Genomic DNA, 15,064 nt, shown 5'->3' on the forward strand with positions numbered 1-15,064 from the left:
TTCGTTCCTCATCGCCACGTCAATCACCTGATGTTCTCTGCGACCTTCGGCCGGTCATCTAAATGGCGACCACCAAACCCACCATCGAAGAGCTGCGGGAGCGCTCGCAGCCGATGTCCGTCCGTGGCCGCCAGAACGCCGAGCACTGGTCGGGCGAATACCTCCGGCACGGCTCGCTCTACCTGACCCGGCAGCTCGTGCCCACCCGGATGACGCCCAACGGCGTCACCGGCCTGATGATCCTGTCCGGTTGGTGCATCGCCCTGTCGTTGCTCGTGCCGGGTGTGCTCGGTGCGCTGCTCGCGGTGTTCTTCGGGCAACTGCAGATGTATCTCGACTGCGTCGACGGCGAACTCGCCCGGTGGCGGCAGAAGTTCAGCCCGGCCGGTGTGTTCCTGGACAAGGTCGCGCACTACACGACCGAGGGCTTCGTCGGGCTGGCGTTCGGGCTGCGTGCGGCCGGGGTCTTCGGTGGGCAGACCGGCTCGACCGACACCTGGAAGTTCGCGTTCCTCGGTGCGGTGCTGATGTCCGGCATCATGCTCAACAAGGCCCTCAACGACTTCGTCCACGTGGCACGCGCGTTCAGCGGCGTGGACCGGCTGCCCGACACCGCCGAGGCCAAGGCGGTGCCGCGTCGAGGCCTGGTCGGCATACTCCGCGGTGCCGCGCGCTTCCTGCCGTTCCACCGGATCTTCCACTCCGTGGAGTTGAGCCTGCTGGCGCTGGTCCTGTCGATCGTCGGGCTGATCACCGGCAACGACGTCGACGTCTTCCGGGTGACGGTCTGGGTGCTGGCGCCCGTCGTCTGGACCGTCGTGCTCGGCCACTTCGTGTCGATCATGGCCTCGCCCCGTGTGAAGGCGGCGAGGTGACCGCGCTGCGCCGACTCGGTCAGTCCCTGCTGGCCGTTGTCGGTCTCAACCTGTTGGCGACGCTGCTGGTGATCGTCACCGCGTTCGGGTTGCCGGAGTTGGTCGTCGCGCTGGTCTCCATCGCGCTGATGATCGGTCTTGCCTGGGTCGGTCGACTGCGCCCGGGCCCGGCCCTCAACGTGATGGCCCTGGTCGGGGTCCTCGCGACCTTCGTGGGGTTCGTGCAGCACGAGGACGAGACACCGTGGTTGGTCCTCGCAGTGGCCGTTGTGCTCGGCGCCGGCCTGGTCGACGAGCCGCTGGAGCGACGGTTGGTGCCGGAGATCCGCGCCGCCCAGTTGCCCGGTGTGCCGGACGATCGCCGCCCGCAGACCCTCGGTCCGATGGCCGGCGCCGTGCAGGCCAGCACCCTGTTGTTCGCCGTCTGGCTGCTGCTGGAGTGGCTGGTCGACCTACCGGACCCCGCCGACGCGATCCTGCTGGTGGCCGTGGTGGCGATCATGGCGCGCAGTGTGCTGCGACTGCGATCGGCGGTCCATGTCCGGCGGGCGCAGACCGTCAACCGAGCGGTGACCGAGGCCCTCGTCGCATACGCGCCCGCGTTCTACATCTACTTCAGCGGCCAGGTGGCCGGCGACTATCAGGTGCGGATGTGGGTGCCCTACCTCGAGCGTCTCGGACTGCCGTATGCCGTGCTCGCGCGGGACCCGCAACTGCTCGCGCGGGCCGCCGCGCTGACCGACCAGCCGGTCGTCGCCTGCCAGCGGCTGGCCGGACTTGACGACGTCATGGTGCCGAGCGTGCGTGCGCTCTTCTACGTCAACACCGACGCGCAGTGCGTCGATGGTGTGCGCTTCCTCGACCGCACCCACGTCCACCTGAACCACGGCGACTCCGACAAACCGTCCAGTTATCACCCGATGATCGGGATGTTCGATCAGATCTTCGTCGCCGGGCAGGCCGGCATCGATCGCTTCCACCGCAACGGCGTCGTCGTCCCGGAGGAGAAGTTCCGTCTCGTCGGTCGGCCCCAGGTCGCCGACGTCCTGGAGCACAACACCGATCCGTGTGCCGGCACCCGGACGGTGCTCTACGCGCCGACGTGGCGCGGCGGCATGCGAGACATGAACTTCAGTTCGTTGGCACGCGGCGAGACCATCGTCCGGGCGCTGTTGGAGCAGGACGTCCGAGTTGCCTTCCGGCCGCATCCGCTGTCGCGGAACGAGCGGCGCTCCGCGGCCGCCATCGGCCGGATCGATGCGCTCCTCGCGGACGCAGCAACCGCCGAACGCCCGCATCTGACCAGCGAGCAGACCCGGCACGACACAGTCTCAGAGTGGTTCAACCGCTCCGACGCGCTGGTGACCGACGTCTCGAGCGTCGCGTCGGACTACCTGCACTCGCGCAAGCCGATGGCGGTCGTCGACCTGGCGGCCACGGGGGAGGGGCAGCCGGCGGACCCGGAGGCCTTCCCGATGCTGCGAGCGACCTACCTGCTCGACCTGGGCGGGGAGCTCAGCACCGGTCTGCGCGCCATGCTCACCGACGACCCGCTCGCCGAGACGCGCTCGCGATTGCGGACCTATTACCTGGGCGACCATCAGGACGAAGTGGCCCGCTTCGTCGACATGGCATCCCGTGCGGTGCACGGGGAATCTCCGGGACGACCCTGATCCACGGAACTACTGAAAGGTTAAGGTGCACGGCATGTATACCCTCGCTCTCCTGAACGGCGGTGTAGGCACTCGAGTCGCTGCTGGTCAGCCCAAGCAACTCATCCGGGTCAATCACATCCCGGCGATGATCTACCCCCTGATCGCTGTCGACGACATCCCAGAGATCGACCAGATCATTCTCAACTTCCCGGCGGGCTGGGAAGACACCATGCGCAAGCTGGTCGCCGACTATGCGATCAAGACGCCGATCACGTATGTCGAGGGCGGCGACACCCGCCACGCGTCGGTTCGCTCGATGCTCGAGCACTGCGACAACGAACACGTGATCCTGCACGAGACCGCACGGCCGCTGGTCACCAAGGCCGAGTTCGAGGCGCTCATCGCCGCCGACAAGGACAACGTCAGTTTCATGCTGGAGATCCCGTTCACCGTCGCGCCGGTCGACCCCGACACCCAGCAGGTGACCGGGTCGCTGGAGCGCGCGCGGCTGCGCAATGTGCAACTGCCGCAGAAGTTCCGCAAGACCACGCTCGAGGCGGGCCACGCCTACGCGCAGAAGGAGGACGTGGTGTTCACCGAGGACGCCACCCTGTGCGCGGTGGCCGGCGCGGACGTCTACTACATCCCCGGCAACGACCGGAACTTCAAGGTCACCACCAAGACCGACGTCCGTCTGGCGGGCTACCTGCTGGCAGGTGACGACGACGATGCGTAAGACCATCCTGATCAGTGGTGCGTCCAAGGGCATCGGGCTGGCAACCGCGGAGCGCTTCTTCCGCGAGGACAACGACGTCACCGACTACGTGCTGCTGGCACGCAAGTCCGACGACTTCGCCGAGGCCGAGAAGGAACTGCTGGCCGACAACCCGTTCGGCAAGAAGGTCTTCTGCTACGAGATCGACCTCAACGACCGCGACGCCATCGGGCAGCTCATGCCGAAGATCATCGAGAAGCACGGCAACATCGAGTTCCTGGTCAACAATGCCGGTTACACCGCGCCAGACCCGATCCACGAGATCGACTTCGGCGACTTCGAGCGCACCATCGGCGTCAACCTCTACGCACCGTTCCTGATCGTGCAGCATCTGCTGCACCTGGGGAACACCTTCGAGTACATCGTCAACGTCGCCTCGACCGCCGGCATCACCGGCCGGTCCGGCTGGCTGACCTACTCCAGCTCGAAGGCGGCGCTCATCGCGATGAGCCAGGTCCTCAAGGAGGAGCTGGCCATCTACGGCACCCGCGTCATCACCATCTCGCCCGGCCGGTGCGCGACCGCGTTGCGGCGCAAGCTCGCGCCCGACGAGGACCCCACGACGATCATGCAGCCGGAGGACGTCGCCGATGCCATCCGGATGCTCACCAGTCCGGTGGGACGCTACGTCGACAGTGAAAACCTCGTCGTACGCCTGTGAGCAGCGCGCGACCCGGGCGGCATATCACGGCCCGGGTCGGCGCTGCCGCCGTCGCGTGACCGTCGCCGGCCGGCGACAACGGCGACGGATCGACCTCATCAGCTCCTCACAATCCTGCAGCGTCGTCTGCTGAATCGGGTACCTCCTTGCTCCAGCGTGAACTCCGCAACGTGTCGATCGTCCTCATGGCGCTCGTCGCAACCCTGCTGCTGCTGTCCGGGGCGAAGTACCCGGGCGTGGTGGTCTGGCTGGTGGGTTACGCCGGCTGCGTCGTCATGTGCCGCAAGATGTGGCGCGGGCGCGGACTCGGCGCGCACCTCATCGCGCGGGTGCTGTTCGCCATCGGGCCGGCCGGCCCGATCATCCACCACGGCCTGAGCGTCGCCTGGGCGGCCTGGACCGCGATCGCCATCCTGGTGATGCTGGTCCGCAGCGAATCGTTCGTACGCCGTGCCCACGGTTACACCGGTGTGCGTGCCTCCGGGTTCGACCAGCTCACCCTCCGGCAGAAGAAGCCGTGGACCGTGCGCCTCTACGGCCGGATCATGCTGGTCCTCCCGGTGGCTCTGCTCGCCGCGGGCTACTTCCATCTGAACGGCCTGTGGTGGCTGCTGATGTCGCTCATCGCCGGCATGATGGCGACCTTCATCCTCGCCGACGCTTTCGCGCGTCGCACCGCTTCGCGGCGGGCCCAACAGATGCTGCCCACCGTGTTGGAGACGCTGAACCCCGCGTTCGTCGTCTACTGGGACGCGCCGCGCAACTCCCAGCAGCAGCTGGGCATGTGGATCCCGCACCTCAAGCGAGTCGGGGTGCCGTTCTACGTGATGGTCCGCGATCGGCGCAGCTACGGGCAGGCGGTCAGCGTGGTCGACGACGTGCCGATCCTGCACTGCCCGACGATGGCGACCGTCGAACGCAACCGCAGCGAGAGCCTGCGGGCGGCGTTCTACGTCAACAATGCCGCGCGCAACACGCATTTCGTCCGGTACGGCGAGCTGACGCATGTGCAGTTGCTGCACGGTGACAGCGACAAAGCGCCGAGCTACAGCCCGGTCACCGCGATGTTCGACAAGGTCTTCGTCGCCGGTCAGGCGGGCATCGACCGCTACGCGGCGCACGGGGTCTTCATCCCGGACGAGAAGTTCGTGATCGTGGGTCGCCCGCAGGTCGTCGGTATCGAGCGGCGGCACACCGAGACACTGGACCTGACGGACTCCACGGTGTTCTACGCACCGACGTGGAAGGGCTTCCACGAGGACGCGGCATACAGCTCGATCCCGCGCGCGTTGGACATCGTCGGTGAGGCGCTCGCCCACGGGTGTCGGGTCATTTTCCGGCAACACCCCTACAACGACCGCGACCCCGAGTTCGCCCTCATCGCCGAGCAGGCCCGCGAGCTCCTCGCGGCCGATGCCGCGAAGACCGGCCGCGCTCACGTCTTCGGGGCCGCAGCGGAGCAGGAGATGTCCATCCTGGAGTGCTTCAACGCCTCGGACCTGATGATCGCGGACGTCTCGAGCGTGGTCGCCGACTACCTCTACTCCGAGAAACCGATCCTGCTGGTCAACCCCGGCCAGGACCCGGCCGAGTTCCGGGAGGAGTTCCCGCTGGCGTCGGCCACGTATGTCGTCGACGGCTCTCGCGAGGAGGTCGGTGCGGCCCTCGAGTCGGCCGCGACCGACGACCCGCTGGGCGTGGTGCGGCGGGAGAAGCGCACCTACTACCTGGGCGACTTCCCGGACGCGACCTACGAGGAGGGCTTCCTCCGGGCGGCGGCCGAGGTGGCGCACGCGCCGTGGCCACCCGCGGAGGCCGTGTGGCCGCCGGTGCGAGCCACGGACGACCTGACCGCGGAAGTGCGGGCGGAGGCGCAGGGCCCCTCGTCGGCTAGTCCGCCTGCTTGAGCCGCTTCATCCGGTCCGCGGCTCGCTGAGCGTTCAGCGGGTCGATGGTCAGCGAGCGGTAACCCTTCTTGCTGATCACCACTTCGTCATACGTCACGGGGACGCGGGATATCTGGCCCGCACGTTCGCGCTCGATGATCTGCTCGATCGCCTGCTCGACGTCGTCGAAGGGGATGCCGGACAGATCGCTGACATCGAACTCCCACCACTTCAGCTCCAGCAGTTTGTCGATGATCTCGTCGCTGAAGCGTTTGCCGATCACCTTGGCCGGCAGGCCGCCGACGATCGTGTATGGCGCCACGTCCTTGTTCACGAACGCGCCGGCGGCGACGATGGCGCCGTCCCCGATGGTCACCCCGCGACGGATCAGCACGTTGGCACCGATCCAGACGTCGTTGCCGATGTTGGCGTTCGCCATCGTCTTCGGGTCGATGTTGCCCGCGTGCCGCTTGATGGTGCGGGGACCGGAGTCGGCCTCCGGCGGGTAGTAGTGGAAGCGGCTGGCGTGGTGGACCGCCGGTGATGTCGTCAGCCAGCTGACCGGGTGCTCACCTTCGCCGATGGTGACGTCAGGCCCGATGCTGGTGTAGCGCCCGATGGTGTCGAGGTAACGGAACCGGCCGCTGCGCAGGAAGGTGTAGCGCCCGATGGCGATGTCCCGGTAGACGTGCATGGTCGCGTTGTTCAGTTGGGCCGGCGGCTCGAAGCGCACCTTGATGTGCCCGGGGCCGGAGCCGAAGAAACCGAGCCCGGGCTGCACGCGGAGACCGTGTTTGCGCAGGCCCGTCCACGGGTTCTTCTTCGGCGCGGGCTTCCCCGACGCCGGCGCCGACGTCGTGTCGGACGGAGCCTCGCCGAGGATCCGCCAACTCGCAGATCGCACTGGACGGACCACACGGGAACGCACGGTACGTCGGACGCTCGAGCGGAAATTCTTCATTGCTGGGGGCACACCTCACTGTGTCTTTGCTGGACCGGTGCGGCGACTCTACAGCGCAACCACAGGTGCTCCTTGTACAACCCATGTGAGGTTCATACGTCTTGATCGGGAGCTCGTTTCGCGCCCCGGCCTCCAGCACCGGGCGACGTACGGTGGTTGGGGAGGGGCGGCGGCACGCTCAGGGGAAGGTGGGAGATGATGCTGAAAATCTCGGTCGTGGTCGCGGTGTACAACCCGGGACGGGACATCGACGAGTTGCTGACGAGCATCGATGCGCAGTCCATGTCGGCCGAGGAGTTCGAGGTCATCTTCGTCGATGACGACTCCACCGACGGCACCCGCGAACGCCTGCAGGAGTGGGCGGGCGAGCGAGCGAACATCCAGGTCCTGCACAACACGCCCAACTCGGGCTGGCCGGGCCGGCCGCGCAACCTCGGCATCGACGTCGCTCGTGGCGAATACCTCTTCTTCGCGGACAACGACGACAAGTTGACCCCCGACGCCCTGACGTCGATGTACGACTATGCCCGCGAGAACGATTCCGACGTGGTGATCCCGAAGGAGATCGGCGTCGGACCGGGGCGGTCGGTGCCGCGCGCGCTGTTCCGGCGCAACATTCCGGACGCGAAACTCGTGCGCGATCCGATCCTGGGCATCCTCACACCACACAAGTTGGTTCGCACCGCGATGGTCCGGGAACACCGGATCCGGTTTCCCGAGGGTCGGGTACGCCTCGAGGACCACTTCTTCATGATGTCGTGCTACTTCGCCGCGCAACGGATCTCGGTGTTCGCGGATGCGCCCTGCTATTACTGGATGCGGCGCACGGGCAGTGGCGACAATGCGAGCTTCTCGGTCGCCGACCCGGTGATGTACTACCAGTCCGTCGAGCGGGTGCTGGGCGTCGTGGAGGTCCACACCGAGCCGGGAGTCTTCCGCGACAAGCTCTACAGCCACTGGTATCAGGCCAAGATGCTGGCCCGCCTGCGCGGCGGATTCCTCCTGGAACAGCCGGAGGATTACCAGGAGTCGCTGCTGACCGAACTGCGCAGAGTCAGTGCGAAGTTCGGCCTCGATGAGCGACTGTTCCCCTACCTCGGTGCAGGTTCCCGGGCGCGGGCGCGACTGTTGTTGCACGGAACGATGGACGAGATCCGGGCGCTCGCCTCGGCCGAGCGTGGGGTGACGCAGCGAGTCCGACTGCGCGACGTGCGGTGGACCGACGACGGCAAGCTCTCGCTGTCGATCGACTCCGAGTTCGTGTATGCCGACGGCTACCCGATCACCATGCAGCGCGACGGGGATCGGGTGCGCTGGGACGTCGCCCGGCGGGTGCCCGAGGTCTCGCTGGAGCCGATCGACGTCTCCGACATCGCGGGCGGCGTCCGGCTGCACACGCTGCTGTCCGATCGCCGCACGATGGAATTGCAGTTCTGCGAGGCCGACATACGCCCCACCACCGGTGACCGGCTGGGCGCGCACTCGGACGTCCTGATCGATCCGGCGGAGGCGTTCCGCGACAAGCCGTCGGAGACCGTCCTCGACCTGCGGGTGCGCTTGAACGGGCTGGGCTGGGCGTCGGAGGTCCGGCTGCCGGTCGGTGAGGTGACGACCCTGTCGTCCGGCCCGTTCCTCGGGGACCGACGGGTCGAGGTCTACGCGACGAAGGGGTATCGGAAGTTGAGTATGCGGCTGGTCGCCCCGCAGACCGGACGGTCCGGAAGTGCGAAACCGACCTCGTTGCGCGAGGGCCGGACAGCGCGCCTGCGTTGGGAGGCGGCGCATTATGCACGCGGTGCGCTGCGCAGGGCGCGGCGGGGCGCAGGGCGTACCCGACGCGCGGTGCGTGGGCGGCTGCGCCGCGGATGAGTGCGGCGTCTCGCAGAGCGAGACGCGACGTCCACTTTGTGAGCACGCCCGGTCACCGGTAAGCTGTGCACGCCTCCTTGGCCAACGTCGTCCACGAGGGGTTTCGGTTCTCCCTTCCAGCGACGTCGTTCGAGGCGTCGCTCGCGACAACTGGACGGTGGTTTGGTGACGACGCACAGCGGCTTCTCTGCGGCTCCGCAGGCGCAAGGCCTCTACAACCCGGCGAACGAGCACGACGCGTGTGGTGTGGCCATGGTCGCCACGATGCGCGGCACGGCCGGGCACGACATCGTGGATCATGCGCTGACGGCGCTGCGCAACCTGGAGCACCGCGGTGCGACCGGCGCGGACCCGGCCGTGGGCGACGGTGCCGGCATACTCACCCAGATCCCGGACGAGTTCTTCCGCGCGGTCTGCGATTTCGATCTTCCGGCCAAGGGCACGTATGCCGTGGGCATCGCCTTCCTGCCGACCGACCCCGATGAGCAGTGGTACATCGGTGAGCGCGTGGCCGAGATCGCGGCCGAGGAGGGCCTGCGGGTGCTGGGTTGGCGCGACGTGCCGACCGACCCGACGCTCGTCGGCGCACCGGCGCAGGCCGTGATGCCCGTCTTCCGGCAGCTCTTCGTGGCCGCAGCCGAGGGCGAGCTGAGCGGCATCGACCTGGACCGCAAGGCCTACGCGCTGCGCAAGCGCATCGAAGCCGAGCGGCAGGTCTACTTCCCGTCGCTGTCCGGTCGCACCGTGGTCTACAAGGGCATGCTGACCACCGGTCAGCTGGAGCCGTTCTACCCGGATCTGTCCGACCGCCGCTTCGCGACCGAGCTGGCGCTGGTGCACTCGCGGTTCTCCACCAACACGTTCCCGTCGTGGCCGCTGTCGCACCCCTACCGGATGATCGCGCACAACGGTGAGATCAACACCGTCCGCGGCAACCGCAACTGGATGCGTGCGCGCGAATCCACTTTGCACAGTGATGTTTTCGGCGGCGACATCGATCGCCTTTTCCCGATCTGCACCGACTCGGGTTCGGACTCGGCCAGCTTCGACGAGGTGCTTGAGCTGCTGCACCTCGGCGGCCGCAGCCTGCCGCACGCGGTGCTGATGATGATCCCCGAAGCCTGGGAGAACCACGAGACGATGGACCCCGCACGACGGGCGTTCTACGAGTACCACTCGGCGATCATGGAGCCCTGGGACGGGCCGGCGTGCGTCGCGTTCACCGATGGCACCCTGGTGGGTGCGGTCCTGGACCGCAACGGCCTGCGCCCCGGGCGGTATGCCGTCACCGACGACGGACTCGTGGTGCTCGCCTCCGAAGCGGGTGTCCTCGACCTGGACCCGGCACACGTGGTGCGCAAGGGGCGGCTCCAGCCGGGCCGCATGTTCCTGGTCGACACCGCACAGGGCCGGCTCATCAGCGACGACGAGATCAAGCGTGATCTGGCCGCCGAGCACCCCTACCAGGACTGGCTGCACGCCGGCATCATCAAGCTGGCCGAGCGGCCCGAGCGCGAGCACGTCTGGCACACACCGGCATCCGTGGTCCGCCGACAGCAGACCTTCGGTTACACCCACGAGGAGCTGCGGATCCTGCTGACGCCGATGGCCGCAGCGGCGGCCGAGGCACTCGGCTCGATGGGCACCGACACTCCGGTCGCGGTCCTGTCGGACCGCCCGCGGTTGCTCTTCGACTACTTCAGCCAGCTGTTCGCGCAGGTGACCAATCCGCCGCTGGACGCGATCCGCGAGGAGCTCGTCACCTCGCTCGGTACCCTGATGGGTCCGGAGCACAACGCGCTCGAGGTCGGTCCGCAGCACGCTCGGCAGGTCGAGTTGGACTTCCCGGTCATCGACAACGACGAGTTGGCCAAGCTGGTCAACCTCAACAAGGCCGGCGACTTCCCGGGTTATCAGACCTACGTCATCCGCGGCACCTACCGGGTCGCCGGTGGCACCAGCGCGCTGCGTGCCCGGCTCAAGGGCATCTGCGCCGAGGTGTCGCAGGCGATCGCGGACGGACACCGCTTCGTGGTCCTGTCGGACCGGGAGAGCACCGCGGCGTTCGCCCCGATCCCCTCGCTGCTGCTGACCGCGGCCGTGCACCACCACCTGGTACGTGAGAAGACCCGCACCCAGGTCGGTCTGATCGTGGAAGCCGGCGACGTCCGCGAGGTCCACCACGTCGCGCTGCTGATCGGGTATGGCGCCGCCGCCGTGAACCCTTATCTTGCAATGGAATCCGTCGAGGACCTGGTCCGTCGCGGTGCGATCGACGGTGTCACGCCGGAGCAGGCGGTCAAGAACCTCATCAAGGCGCTCGGCAAGGGCGTGCTGAAGGTGATGTCCAAGATGGGCATCTCGACCGTCGCGTCATACCGCGGTGCGCAGGTATTCGAGGCGCTTGGCCTGTCACAGGACCTCATCGACGAATACTTCACCGGCACCGTGTCGCGCATCGGTGGCATCGGCCTGGAGGAGATCGCCGAGGAGATCGCGCAGCGGCACCAGACGGCATACCCGAAGAACGGCCTGCACCAGTCGCACCGCACCCTGGAGACCGGCGGCGAATACCAGTGGCGTCGCGAGGGCGAGCCGCACCTCTTCGACCCCGAGACCGTCTTCCGGTTGCAGCACTCCACCCGGTCACGGCGCTACGACATCTTCAAGAAGTACACGCAGCGCGTCGACGACCAGTCGCAGCGGCTGATGACCCTGCGAGGACTGTTCTCCTTCAAGGGAACCCGCCCGAGCATCCCGATCGAAGAGGTCGAGCCGGTCAGCGACATCGTCAAGCGGTTCTCGACCGGCGCGATGAGCTACGGCTCGATCAGCAAGGAAGCACACGAGACGCTCGCGATCGCGATGAACCGGTTGGGCGCCCGCTCCAACACCGGTGAGGGCGGCGAGGACCTCGACCGCCTGCTGGACCCGGAGCGCCGCTCGGCCATCAAACAGGTCGCATCGGGCCGGTTCGGCGTCACTTCGGTCTACCTGACCGGTGCGGACGACATCCAGATCAAGATGGCCCAGGGTGCCAAGCCGGGGGAGGGCGGTCAGCTTCCCGGCCACAAGGTCTACCCCTGGGTGGCCAGCACCCGGCACTCGACCCCGGGAGTCGGTCTGATCTCGCCGCCGCCGCACCACGACATCTACTCGATCGAGGATCTGGCACAGCTGATCCACGACCTGAAGAATGCCAACCCGTCGGCACGCATCCACGTCAAGCTCGTGTCCGAGGTCGGCGTCGGCACCGTCGCCGCGGGGGTGTCCAAGGCGCACGCGGACGTGGTGCTCGTCTCGGGCCACGACGGAGGCACCGGTGCGGCACCGCTGACGTCGCTGAAGCACGCCGGTGGTCCGTGGGAACTCGGTCTCGCCGAGACCCAGCAGACGCTGTTGCTCAACGGGCTGCGTGACCGGATCGTCGTGCAGACCGACGGCCAGCTCAAGACCGGTCGCGACGTGATGATCGCTGCGCTGCTGGGTGCGGAGGAGTACTGCTTCGCGAGTGCGCCGCTGGTCGTCAGCGGCTGCATCATGATGCGTGTCTGCCACCTCGACACCTGCCCGGTCGGCGTCGCGACCCAGAACCCCGAGCTGCGTCGGCGCTACAGCGGCAAGCCGGAGTTCGTGGAGACCTTCTTCGAGTACATCGCCGAAGAGGTCCGAGAGCTGTTGGCACAGTTGGGTTTCCGTACCCTCGACGAGGCGATCGGTCAGGTCGGGCTGCTGGACACCGAGCGCGCGGTCGACCACTGGAAGGCCGCCGGGTTGGACCTGGCGCCGATCCTCACCGACGTGGACCTGCCCGAGGGCACGCCGCGCCGGCACGTCGTGCCGCAGGACCACGGGTTGGCGAAGGCACTCGACCAGCAGCTGATCACGATGAGTCACGACGCACTGGAGGACCAGGCGCCGGTCCGGCTGGACCTGCCGGTGGCCAACGTCAACCGCACGGTCGGGACGATGCTCGGCCACGAGGTCACCAAGCGCTATCCGGGCGGCCTGCCGGACCAGACGATCGACGTGACGCTCACCGGTGCCGCCGGGCAGTCGCTCGGTGCGTTCCTCCCGACCGGCATCACGCTGCGCCTCTTCGGCGAGGCGAACGACTATGTGGGCAAGGGACTTTCAGGTGGTCGCGTGGTCGTCCGACCGCTGCGTGACGCGTCGCTGGTCGCTGAGCAGAACGTCATCGCCGGCAACGTCATCGGGTATGGCGCCACGAGCGGCGAGCTCTTCCTGCGCGGTGTGGTGGGCGAGCGGTTCTGCGTGCGCAACTCCGGTGCGACCGCGGTGGTCGAGGGTGTGGGTGACCACGGTCTGGAGTACATGACCGGCGGCACGGCGCTGATCCTCGGCCCGACCGGCCGCAACCTGGGCGCCGGTATGTCGGGTGGCGTCGGCTACGTGCTGGACCTCGACGAGCAGCTGGTCAACCGGGAGCTGGTGGACGTGAGCCCGTTGCGCGAGGAGGACCGGGCGGCTGTGCATGCGCTGCTCGAGAAGCATCAGGAATGGACCGAATCATCCGTGGCCGCAAAGCTGTTGGCGCAGTGGCCGGTCAGTGCGGAGCGTTTCTCGCTCGTGCTGCCGCGTGCCTACCAGCAGGTGCTGGACGTGCGAGCGAAGGCTTCGGAGGAAGGACTCGATCCGGACGGCGATGTCGTCTGGGCGCGAATCATGGAGGTGTCCCGTGGCTGACCCACGCGGCTTTCTGAAGGTGCGGGAGCGCAGCCTCCCGGAACGTCGTCCGGTCCCGGTGCGGATCAAGGACTGGAAAGAGGTCTACGAGGAGCAGCAGCTCTCCGACCTGCAGCAGCAAGCGGGCCGGTGCATGGATTGCGGCATCCCGTTCTGTCACCAGGGATGTCCGCTGGGCAACCTGATCCCGGAGTGGAACACCCTTGCGTGGCGCGGGGACTGGCCCGATGCGAGTGACCGGTTGCACGCGACCAACAACTTCCCGGAGTTCACCGGGCGGCTGTGTCCAGCTCCGTGCGAGACCGCCTGCGTGCTGAGCATCAGCCAGCCCGCGGTGACGATCAAGCAGATCGAGGTGACCACCGTCGAGCAGGCGTTCGCGGAGGGCACCGTGGAGCCACAGCCGCCCGAGCGGCTGACCGGTCGAACCGTCGCGGTCGTGGGTTCCGGACCTGCGGGCCTGGCTGCCGCGCAGCAGTTGACGCGTGCGGGTCACACCGTCGCGGTCTTCGAACGGGCAGACAAACCAGGCGGATTGCTGCGTTACGGCATTCCCGAGTTCAAGATGGAGAAGTCGATCGTCGACCGGCGCATCGACCAGATGACCGCGGAGGGCACTCGGTTCCGGTGCAACACCGAGATCGGCAAGGACATCACCTGGGCACAGTTGCGCGCACGGTATGACGCCGTGATCGTCGCGATCGGCTCGACCGTGCCACGTGACCTGCCGGTGCAGGGCCGCGAGCTCGACAGATTCGTCCAGGCGATGGACTTCCTGCCTCCGGCCAACCGGGTCGCCCTGGGCGAGCAGGTGACCGACCAGGTCACCGCCGAGGGCAAGCACGTCGTGGTGATCGGTGGCGGCGACACCGGAGCGGACTGCATCGGCACGTCGCTGCGACAGGGCGCGAAGTCGGTGACCTCGCTGGAGATCATGCCGCGGCCGGGGGACGAGCGTTCCGAGGCACACCCGTGGCCGACATACCCGATGATCTTCCGGGTCGCCAGCGCGCACGAGGAGGGTGGTGAACGCGTCTACGCGATCAGCACCAAGGAGGCCATCGACGATGGCACTGGGAAGCTGCGCGCGCTGCGGGTAGCCGAAGTCCGTTCCGGTGACAACGGATTCGAAGAGGTCGAAGGCACCGAACGCGAGATCGACGCCGACCTGGTGTTGCTCGCGATGGGCTTCCTCGGGCCGTTGACCGAGAGCCTGGTCAGCGACCTCGGCGTCGAGCTCGACGAGCGCTCCAACGTGCGGCGTGACGCGGACTTCATGTCGTCGGTGCCGGGGGTCTTCGTCGCAGGTGACGCCGGTCGTGGACAGTCGCTGATCGTGTGGGCGATCGCCGAGGGCCGCGCCGCCGCGCACGGCGTCGACGCGTTCCTGTCCGGTGGGCACTCCGACCTGCCGGCGCCGATCGCGCCGACCGACCGCCCGCTGACCGTCTGAGGAGCGACCCACTCGCTACTGTCGCGAGTTATTCGTCCTGCGAGGCGGTTCCGGGCGAGTAGGTCGCTACTGTCGCGAGTTATTCGTCCTGCGAGGCGGTTCCGGGCGAGTAGGTCGCTACCGTCGCGACTTACTCGTGCCGCGAAACGGAAGTTACTCACTCGTATGTCGGACGGTCTGCCCGACGATGCGTTGAGTGGTTGTCCGGCTCACTAGGGTGGA

Annotated in this window: 9 protein-coding genes; 8 read left to right on the top strand and 1 reads right to left on the bottom strand. The window is 67.5% G+C overall.

The window, feature by feature from the left end; all coding sequences use genetic code 11:
- Positions 1 to 62 precede the first annotated feature (62 nt).
- From IEX71_RS12450 to IEX71_RS12470, 5 genes are all read left to right on the top strand, one after another.
- On the top strand, positions 63 to 875 hold the full coding sequence (locus IEX71_RS12450; protein WP_188837371.1) for a CDP-alcohol phosphatidyltransferase family protein: 813 nt from the start codon (positions 63 to 65) through the stop codon (positions 873 to 875).
- A complete protein-coding gene (locus IEX71_RS12455) occupies positions 872 to 2,548 on the top strand; it encodes a CDP-glycerol glycerophosphotransferase family protein (protein ID WP_188837372.1) in 1,677 nt (558 codons plus the stop codon). Before IEX71_RS12450 ends, IEX71_RS12455 begins: the two co-directional genes overlap by 4 nt.
- A gap of 34 nt (positions 2,549 to 2,582) precedes the next feature.
- Positions 2,583 to 3,266 (top strand): IspD/TarI family cytidylyltransferase, encoded by a 684-nt coding sequence (locus IEX71_RS12460; RefSeq protein ID WP_188837373.1) that lies wholly within the window; start codon positions 2,583 to 2,585, stop codon positions 3,264 to 3,266.
- The gene (locus IEX71_RS12465; RefSeq protein WP_188837374.1) at positions 3,259 to 3,966 is read left to right on the top strand and encodes an SDR family NAD(P)-dependent oxidoreductase; all 708 of its coding nucleotides are present in this window, start codon (positions 3,259 to 3,261) and stop codon (positions 3,964 to 3,966) included. Before IEX71_RS12460 ends, IEX71_RS12465 begins: the two co-directional genes overlap by 8 nt.
- A 170-nt stretch (positions 3,967 to 4,136) precedes the next feature.
- Entirely contained in the window at positions 4,137 to 5,873 is a 1,737-nt protein-coding gene (locus IEX71_RS12470) for a CDP-glycerol glycerophosphotransferase family protein (RefSeq protein ID WP_188837375.1), read from the top strand.
- Here IEX71_RS12470 and IEX71_RS12475 read toward each other — a convergent pair.
- The gene (locus IEX71_RS12475) at positions 5,857 to 6,756 is read right to left on the bottom strand and encodes a CatB-related O-acetyltransferase (protein WP_188837376.1); all 900 of its coding nucleotides are present in this window, start codon (positions 6,754 to 6,756) and stop codon (positions 5,857 to 5,859) included. The genes IEX71_RS12470 and IEX71_RS12475 overlap by 17 nt on opposite strands.
- Before the next feature lie 255 nt (positions 6,757 to 7,011).
- On the opposite strand from IEX71_RS12475, the gene IEX71_RS12480 reads away from it, so the two are divergent.
- The 3 genes from IEX71_RS12480 (at position 7,012) to IEX71_RS12490 (ending at position 14,842) form a co-directional block, all read left to right on the top strand.
- Positions 7,012 to 8,682 (top strand): glycosyltransferase family 2 protein, encoded by a 1,671-nt coding sequence (locus IEX71_RS12480; RefSeq protein ID WP_188837377.1) that lies wholly within the window; start codon positions 7,012 to 7,014, stop codon positions 8,680 to 8,682.
- A 165-nt stretch (positions 8,683 to 8,847) separates the two neighbouring features.
- Positions 8,848 to 13,389, top strand: a complete 4,542-nt coding sequence (gene gltB, locus IEX71_RS12485) for a glutamate synthase large subunit (protein WP_188837378.1) — start codon at positions 8,848 to 8,850, stop codon at positions 13,387 to 13,389.
- A complete protein-coding gene (locus IEX71_RS12490) occupies positions 13,382 to 14,842 on the top strand; it encodes a glutamate synthase subunit beta (protein WP_188837379.1) in 1,461 nt (486 codons plus the stop codon). The genes gltB and IEX71_RS12490 overlap by 8 nt, the downstream gene beginning before the upstream one ends.
- Positions 14,843 to 15,064: the final 222 nt, after the last annotated feature.

Source organism: Flexivirga endophytica (assembly GCF_014640635.1).
In the GTDB taxonomy this organism is placed as follows: Bacteria; Actinomycetota; Actinomycetes; order Actinomycetales; family Dermatophilaceae; genus Flexivirga; species Flexivirga endophytica.

Coding starts and splice junctions, on each gene's coding strand:
- IEX71_RS12450 (WP_188837371.1), top strand. CDS start 63: ATGGCGACCACCAAACCCACCATCGAAGAGCTGCGGGAGCGCTCGCAG.
- IEX71_RS12460 (WP_188837373.1), top strand. CDS start 2,583: ATGTATACCCTCGCTCTCCTGAACGGCGGTGTAGGCACTCGAGTCGCT.
- IEX71_RS12465 (WP_188837374.1), top strand. CDS start 3,259: ATGCGTAAGACCATCCTGATCAGTGGTGCGTCCAAGGGCATCGGGCTG.
- IEX71_RS12480 (WP_188837377.1), top strand. CDS start 7,012: ATGCTGAAAATCTCGGTCGTGGTCGCGGTGTACAACCCGGGACGGGAC.